Raw genomic sequence first — 6570 nt, 5'->3', positions numbered from 1 at the left:
CGGTGGCATGGGTCCGCTGAGTCGACAGCACGGACTCGCGATCGATCAACTGCTTAAGATCAGAGGTGTCTGGGGAAATGGAAGCCGCTTTGCCATCGAGCGGCCGACCCTGGAGAGCGAACCGGAGCAACGCCGCGCCTGGCGCGGCCTCTGTGGCGCCGCGGCGTTTCTGGGCGTGGTCACCGATGTGACGATCCGCACCCTTCCGTTGCATCATCTGGCCGTGACATCGCAGCGCATCCACCCGGAGCAGCTCCCGCAATGGATGGCATGGGCGGAACAACAAGCAGCCAATACAAGCCTGCAGTGGCACTGGGGTGATCAAGACGACATCCAGCTGTTGATCGTGGACGCCGCCAACGGCGGTTGGCCTGGAGCAAGCCACATCGACGGACTGCATCAGCTGCCGGCCTTGGCCACACCAGCTCACAGCGACGTCAGAACCCACAGCGAAGTGGTGGGCCTGCTCGGCCCCGCCAACGCCGAACAGTGGCAGCAGCTGATCCAGCCGCTGCGCATGCTGGTTCAACATCGCCCCCATCCGGGCTGCAACCTCGCCTGCCAACAATTGGGAGGAGCCACCTCAACCGTGGGCCGTGATGTCACCTCCTTCGTGCATCGGCAGGCGATCTGGAAGCCCTGGATCACCGCTGCATGGCCCGGCCAGGACAGCGAGAGTCGGCAGCGCAGCCTTGATTGGCTGCAGGAGGTTTGGGCGTTGCTCGAACCCATCTGTCCCGGTGTGCATCTGGCACAGCTCCATGACCACCTGCCCTGGCACCGGCGGGAGCTGTCGCTGGCGTTTGGCGACTGGTTGCCGGGTCTCCGAGATCTGAAGCGGACGGTCGATCCCAATGGCAACCTGCCAACCCTCTGACTCAGATCAACAGCATTGACCCATCAGACACCCGTCGTTTCTGACGATTCCTAAGTCGCCTATTGATGTCACGCTGAGTCGATGACTGCTGCAGATAAAGCAGAAACCAGAGATAACGATGTTGATCGATAGGGATCACAAAAAAGTTTTTACAGGCCGCTTCAAAACGCGATCCATGATCAGCACTGATCAGCATGAAGGCACTGATCATGTGTGAGCTTGGCGCGGGTGAGCAATCGTCACACAGTCAGGCATCAAAGGCATTGAGCTGACACCGGTCCGAAAAGGACGCACTGGCCTGACAGGTCACGCAAACACCCCCAACCTTGAACAAGCGTTGTCTCAGGAGTTGGGACTGTCTCTTTGTGCTCGTCTCTCTACTGATCCTGGCGGTGTTGCTCGTGTGGGGAGTTGTGAAAAAGGCATGCAAATCAAAGAGGTAACTCCCCTCTCGTCCCAAAAACCAAGATCACCAACACAGAACCCGTCCCAGGAAAGGGGAGGCGTTTCAAGAACTTCGAGTCCTGGAAAGGGATAAGTCATGTTCTACGGTCGCGGCTGCCTATGGCATCCGGTGATGGCCCAGCGATCCAGTCCGTCCGCGCTGAACCAATGGTTCTCGAACCCCAGCAAGGACCTTCTCTCCGGACTGGTGGTGGCCTTCGCCATGATTCCGGAGGCCATCGCCTTTTCCGGTATTGCCGGAGTCGACCCGAAGGTCGGTCTGTTCGGTGCCTTTTGCTTGTCGCTCACGATCGCCGTGGTCGGTGGTCGGATGGCGATGATCACATCGGCCACGGGCTCCACCGCCCTTTTGATGACTGGCCTGGTCGCCACCGGTGAGGCCCGTGGTCCTGGGCTCGGCGTGCAATACCTGATGGTTGCCGGCCTGGTCACCGGCGTGCTCCAGATCCTGTGGGGCTACATGCGGTTGGCCTATCAGATGCGCTTTGTTCCCCAGGGCGTTCTCAGTGGTTTTGTGAATGCCCTGGCCCTCCTGATCTTCCAGGCGCAGTTGCCTCAACTGGGCTGGGACATCCATCACAGCGAGGCCAGCTCACTGCTTCCCCATGGCGGCCAGGTTCCGATCGTCTGGGGGTTGGTGCTGCTGGGTCTGGCCATCATCTATGGCTTGCCGCGGCTGACCCGGGTTGTCCCCTCACAGCTCGTGGCCATCGTTGTGCTGACTGCGATCAGCGTTGGCTTCAGCTTTGACATCCCCACCGTCAGCAGCCTGGGAACGCTCCCCGATGGCTTGCCCTCCTTCAGTATTCCGTTCGGCAGCGGCGGTGTTCCCTTCAATTTCGACACCCTCGGCCTGGTGTTGCCCACGGCGCTGGCGATTTCTTTGGTCGGCCTGATGGAGACCTTCCTCACCCAGGACATCCTCGACGACAGGACCGACACCACCACCAACAAAAACACCGAAGCCCGCGGTCAGGGCATCGCCAACATCGTGTCCTCTCTGTTCGGAGGAATGGCCGGCTGCGCCCTGGTGGGTCAGTCGGTGATGAACGTGGACAACGGGGGTCGCACCCGACTCTCCACGTTTTTTTCGGGCGTCAGTTTGCTGGCGATGATTCTGCTGGCGGGCCCCTGGCTCAAGCAGATCCCAATGGCCGCGCTGGTGGCCGTCATGATCAGCATCGCGATCAGCACCGCGGACATCAATGGACTGCGCAATCTGCGTCAGATCCCCAAGAGCGACACCTCGGTGATGCTGATGACCTTCGCCGTCACCATGCTCACCACACCCCACAACCTGGCCCTTGGTGTTCTCGCTGGCGTCGCCCTCGCAGGGATTCTGTTCAGCCGCAAGGTGGCGAAGGTGATCCAGGTTGAAGCGATTCAGATCAGCGAAAACGAGCGTCGGTATCGCGTTTCCGGTCAGTTGTTTTTTGTGAGCAAGGTTTATTTCATTCAGGGATTTGATCTCCACGATCACCCTGCACGGATCACGATCGATCTCTCCGCCGCTCACATCTGGGATCAAAGCGGTGTGGCCGCACTCGATCAGATCATCCGCAAATATCGCAATGGTGGATCTGAGGTTGAAGTGGTGGGCCTGAACGACGAAAGTCTCGATCTGTTCGAGCGAATCGGGGGGCAGGAATCGGCCCATGCCTGAGCTGTCGGCTCAGGCTCAGATGGCCTTGTTGAGCTGATGCAACAGGGCCAAACATGACGTCATGTCGGTCCGCATGTTGGTCAGACGTGTCTGAATCCGTTGGTCCTCAGGATTGAGCTGCACGTAGCGCAGGGTGACATCGTTACCGATGCTCATCAGCAGACAGAGGGTTTCAAGATCACCACTGCTGGAGGCCCGGTCCTTGGCTCCATCCAAGAGCACCTTCAGCAGCGACATCTTGTTGTTGTAGGCCTGCCGATCTCCTTCCTCCCAGGCTTGGGCGGGGGCAGTTGCTGACATCAACGTCAGCAAAAAAGTTGCCACCAGCGGAAGGGCGGCCCGCATCACAAAATCTCAATTAGGGGAAAGCTAGGGCGATTAGCCCGGTCTGAGGAGGAGATCTGGGACAATCCAACCGATCCGTCCCATAGCTGATGATCCGATTCAGTCGTTGCCTTCTGATCGGAGCCTTGGCCAGCCTCGGCGGGGTCCTCAGCGGTTGTGCCTCGCTCAGTGACGCCAACGGCTCTCGCTTGGATCTGGTGCAGCAACGGGGGGAACTGCTCTGCGGGGTCAGCGGAAAGATCCCTGGATTCAGTTTTCTCAGTCCGGAGGGCCAGTACACGGGTCTGGATGTCGACATCTGCCGGGCGATGGCAGCCGCCTTCGTCGGTGATCCCGACAAGGTTCAATACCGCCCCCTGACTGCACCGGAACGCTTCACCGCCCTGCGCACCGGAGAGATCGATCTGCTGTCCCGGAACACCACCCACACCCTGAGCCGCGATGCCAGCGGAGGCAATGGCCTGAGCGTCGGCCCCGTGGTGTTCCACGACGGACAGGGCTTGATCGTTCCGACCGACAGCGGCGTGCGCTCATTGGATGACCTCAGCGGCAAGGCCATCTGCGTGGGCTCCGGCACCACCACCGAGCAGAACTTGAACGATGCCTTTTCCGCCCGCGGACTGCCCTACACCCCGATCAAATATCAGGATCTCAACCAGGTCGTCGGCGGTTACCTGCAGGGCCGTTGCGCCGCGATGACATCCGACCGCTCCCAACTGGCGGCGGCTCAATCCGGTTTCTCCGATCCAACCGCCCATCGCATCCTCGAGGAACGCTTGAGCAAGGAACCGCTTGCCCCTGCGGTGGTCGGCGGCGATCAGCGGATGGCGGATGCCCAGAGCTGGGTGGTCTATGCCTTGATCGAAGCTGAAGAACGCGGCATCACCCAGGCCAACGTGGACGCGATGGTGGCCAAAGCGAAGGGGGACCCAAGTCAGGCCGCCCTGCGACGGTTCCTCGGCGTGGATGGTGGCCTGGGCAGCAAGCTGGGACTGTCCGATGACTTTGTGGTGCAGGTGATTCGTGCCACCGGGCATTACGGGGAGATCTATGACCGCCACCTCGGTCCAGACAGTGCCGTCACCATTCCCCGCGGCGCCAACCGGCTCGCTGACGATGGCGGCTTGATGATCGCGCCCCCCTTCACGTGATGCGGCGGCAAGCACTGCTGATCCAGCTGGCCGTTGCAGCTGGTTTGCTGGCTCTTCTGGGGCTGCTGATCAACAATCTGGCGGTGAACCTGATCCGCACGGGGCTCGGCCTCGGCTTCAGCTGGCTGGAACGTCCTGCTGGATTCGCGCTGGCCGAAACCGCCCTGCCCTATGCCCCATCCGACAGCTACCTCTGGGCGCTCCTGATCGGTTGGCTCAACAGCCTCAAGGTGATCCTCGCCGGCCTGGTGCTGGCAACGGCACTGGGCATCACGGCCGGTGCCGCACGCATCGGTCGCAACCGTCTGCTGCGCACCCTGGCCAGCGCCTATGTCGCTGTCATCCGGCAGGTTCCCCTGCTGCTGCAACTGCTGTTTTGGTATTTCGTCGCCTTTCTCGGCCTGCCGGAGACACCGGTGGGGGGACTGATCGAGCTCTCCAACCAAGGCATCAGCTTGCTGGGGCTCAATCTGAGTGTTGAATTCTGCGCTGTCCTCACCGGATTGACGGTGTTCACCGGAGCCTCGATCGCCGAAATCGTTCGCGGAGGCATCAATGCTGTTCCTCAAGGGCAGTGGGAAGCCTTTCGGAGCCTGGGGCTCAATGAGGGCCTGGGACTGCGTCGAATCGTGCTTCCCCAGGCCCTGCCGGCCATTCTCCCGGCACTCACCAGTCAGTACCTAAACCTGGCGAAAAACAGCACCCTGGCCATCGCCGTGGGCTACGCCGATGTCTACGCCGTGAGCGACACAACGATCACGCAGACCGGACGAGCCATCGAAGGCTTCCTGTTGCTGCTGTTGAGTTTTCTGCTGCTGAATCTGCTGATCAGTGGAACCATGACCGCGTTCAACGGCTTGGTTCTCGGGCGCCTGCGGAGGAGCCGTTGATGAACCGCTGGCTGGATCGCTTGATCACACTCACCCTGATCGCCCTGCTCGGCTGGGGCGGTTGGTCGGTGATGCATTGGTTGCTGCATGGGGCCAACTGGTCGGTGGTGAGCAGCAACCTGCCCCTGTATGCCGTCGGCAGCTATCCGGCGGACCAGCGCTGGCGCCCACTGCTCTGGATCGCCGGTTTGATCGCCCTGACGCTGCTCACCCTGATGGGACCACGCCAGGGCCTGTGGAGACGTGCCATGCCCATCGCCTGGCTTGCCATGGCACCGCTGGGGCTGTGGTTGCTGGCAGGAGGATTGGGTCTTCTGCCGGTGGGAACACGCGACTGGGGGGGGCTCACCCTCACCGTGCTGCTGACGATTGGCAGTGGTCTGCTGGCCCTGCCCCTGGGTGTGCTGTTGGCCCTCGGCCGCCGCAGTGCCCTGCCCGTTCTGCGTTGGTCCAGCCTGGCCTACATCGAACTGATGCGGGCGGTGCCGTTGATCGCCGTGCTGTTCTTCGGACAGCTGCTGATTCCGCTGTTTCTCCCACCGGGATTGGAGATCAACCGGGTGCTGCGGGCGGTGGTCGCCTTTGCCCTGTTCGCCTCCGCTTACATCGCTGAAGACGTGCGTGGTGGCCTGCAGGCGATTCCTCCCACCCAACAGGAAGCGGCGCAAGTTCTGGGACTGTCTCCGCGGCAGACGTTGCAGCTGGTGGTGCTGCCCCAGGCCCTGCGGATTGCCTTGCCATCACTGACGAACCAAGCCGTCGGCCTCCTGCAGAACACCAGCCTGATGGCCATCCTCGGCCTGGTGGAACTGCTGGGAATCAGTCGCAGCCTGCTCGCCAATCCAGACTTCATCGGTCGCTACCTGGAGGTCTACCTCTGGTTGGCTGCGGTTTACTGGCTGGCATGCACGGCGATGGCCCTGCTGGCCCGCCACCTCGAGATCCAGCTCGACCCTGTTCGTTCCAAGCCATGACCGTTGCCATTCGTGCCACCGACCTGGTGAAGAGTTACACCCCAGGGCTGCGGGCCCTCGATGGGGTGAACCTGGAGGTGACCGCGGGCGAAGTGCTGGTGGTGATGGGTCCCTCTGGCTCCGGAAAAAGCACGCTGATTCGCACCTTCAACGGCTTGGAAACCTTGGATGGCGGCCGCCTGGACGTGCTGGGGGTGCCCCTCGA

Annotated in this window: 7 protein-coding genes; 6 read left to right on the top strand and 1 reads right to left on the bottom strand. The window is 61.5% G+C overall.

Annotation, left to right across the window (positions count from 1 at the left end):
• Together ACGVKB_RS00975 and ACGVKB_RS00970 are read left to right on the top strand one after the other, a co-directional pair.
• The coding region (locus ACGVKB_RS00975) for an FAD-linked oxidase (protein WP_392349397.1) at positions 1–877 on the top strand (877 nt) is incomplete at its 5' end.
• Positions 878–1454: 577 nt separating this feature from the next.
• Complete coding sequence (locus tag ACGVKB_RS00970) at positions 1455–3005, top strand: SulP family inorganic anion transporter (RefSeq protein ID WP_392349398.1); 1551 nt, start codon at positions 1455–1457, stop codon at positions 3003–3005.
• 15 nt (positions 3006–3020) lie between these two features.
• Here ACGVKB_RS00970 and ACGVKB_RS00965 read toward each other — a convergent pair whose 3' ends face one another.
• On the bottom strand, positions 3021–3305 hold the full coding sequence (locus ACGVKB_RS00965; RefSeq protein WP_392349396.1) for a hypothetical protein: 285 nt from the start codon (positions 3303–3305) through the stop codon (positions 3021–3023).
• Positions 3306–3439: 134 nt separating this feature from the next.
• On the opposite strand from ACGVKB_RS00965, the gene ACGVKB_RS00960 reads away from it, so the two are divergent.
• The 4 genes from ACGVKB_RS00960 to ACGVKB_RS00945 form a co-directional block, all read left to right on the top strand.
• The gene (locus ACGVKB_RS00960; RefSeq protein WP_392349395.1) at positions 3440–4501 is read left to right on the top strand and encodes an amino acid ABC transporter substrate-binding protein; all 1062 of its coding nucleotides are present in this window, start codon (positions 3440–3442) and stop codon (positions 4499–4501) included.
• Positions 4501–5391 (top strand): ABC transporter permease subunit, encoded by an 891-nt coding sequence (locus tag ACGVKB_RS00955; protein WP_392349394.1) that lies wholly within the window; start codon positions 4501–4503, stop codon positions 5389–5391. Before ACGVKB_RS00960 ends, ACGVKB_RS00955 begins: the two co-directional genes overlap by 1 nt.
• Positions 5391–6365 carry an amino acid ABC transporter permease gene (locus tag ACGVKB_RS00950; protein ID WP_392349393.1) on the top strand — a complete coding sequence of 325 codons (975 nt, stop codon included), beginning with the start codon at positions 5391–5393 and terminating at the stop codon, positions 6363–6365. Before ACGVKB_RS00955 ends, ACGVKB_RS00950 begins: the two co-directional genes overlap by 1 nt.
• The coding region (locus ACGVKB_RS00945; protein WP_392349392.1) for an ATP-binding cassette domain-containing protein at positions 6362–6570 on the top strand (209 nt) is incomplete at its 3' end. The genes ACGVKB_RS00950 and ACGVKB_RS00945, both read left to right, overlap by 4 nt.

It is taken from the genome of Parasynechococcus sp. (assembly GCF_042954325.1).
Classification (GTDB): Bacteria; Cyanobacteriota; Cyanobacteriia; order PCC-6307; family Cyanobiaceae; genus Parasynechococcus.
The sequence above is the reverse complement of the archived record's forward strand: the minus strand, read 5'-3'. Positions and strand labels throughout refer to the sequence as shown.

Bases quoted from the DNA above. Each gene is read 5' to 3' on its own strand.
- ACGVKB_RS00970 (WP_392349398.1), top strand. From the start codon at position 1,455: ATGGCCCAGCGATCCAGTCCGTCCGCGCTGAACCAATGGTTCTCGAAC.
- ACGVKB_RS00965 (WP_392349396.1), bottom strand. From the start codon at position 3,305: ATGTCAGCAACTGCCCCCGCCCAAGCCTGGGAGGAAGGAGATCGGCAG.
- ACGVKB_RS00960 (WP_392349395.1), top strand. From the start codon at position 3,440: ATGATCCGATTCAGTCGTTGCCTTCTGATCGGAGCCTTGGCCAGCCTC.
- ACGVKB_RS00955 (WP_392349394.1), top strand. From the start codon at position 4,501: ATGCGGCGGCAAGCACTGCTGATCCAGCTGGCCGTTGCAGCTGGTTTG.
- ACGVKB_RS00950 (WP_392349393.1), top strand. From the start codon at position 5,391: ATGAACCGCTGGCTGGATCGCTTGATCACACTCACCCTGATCGCCCTG.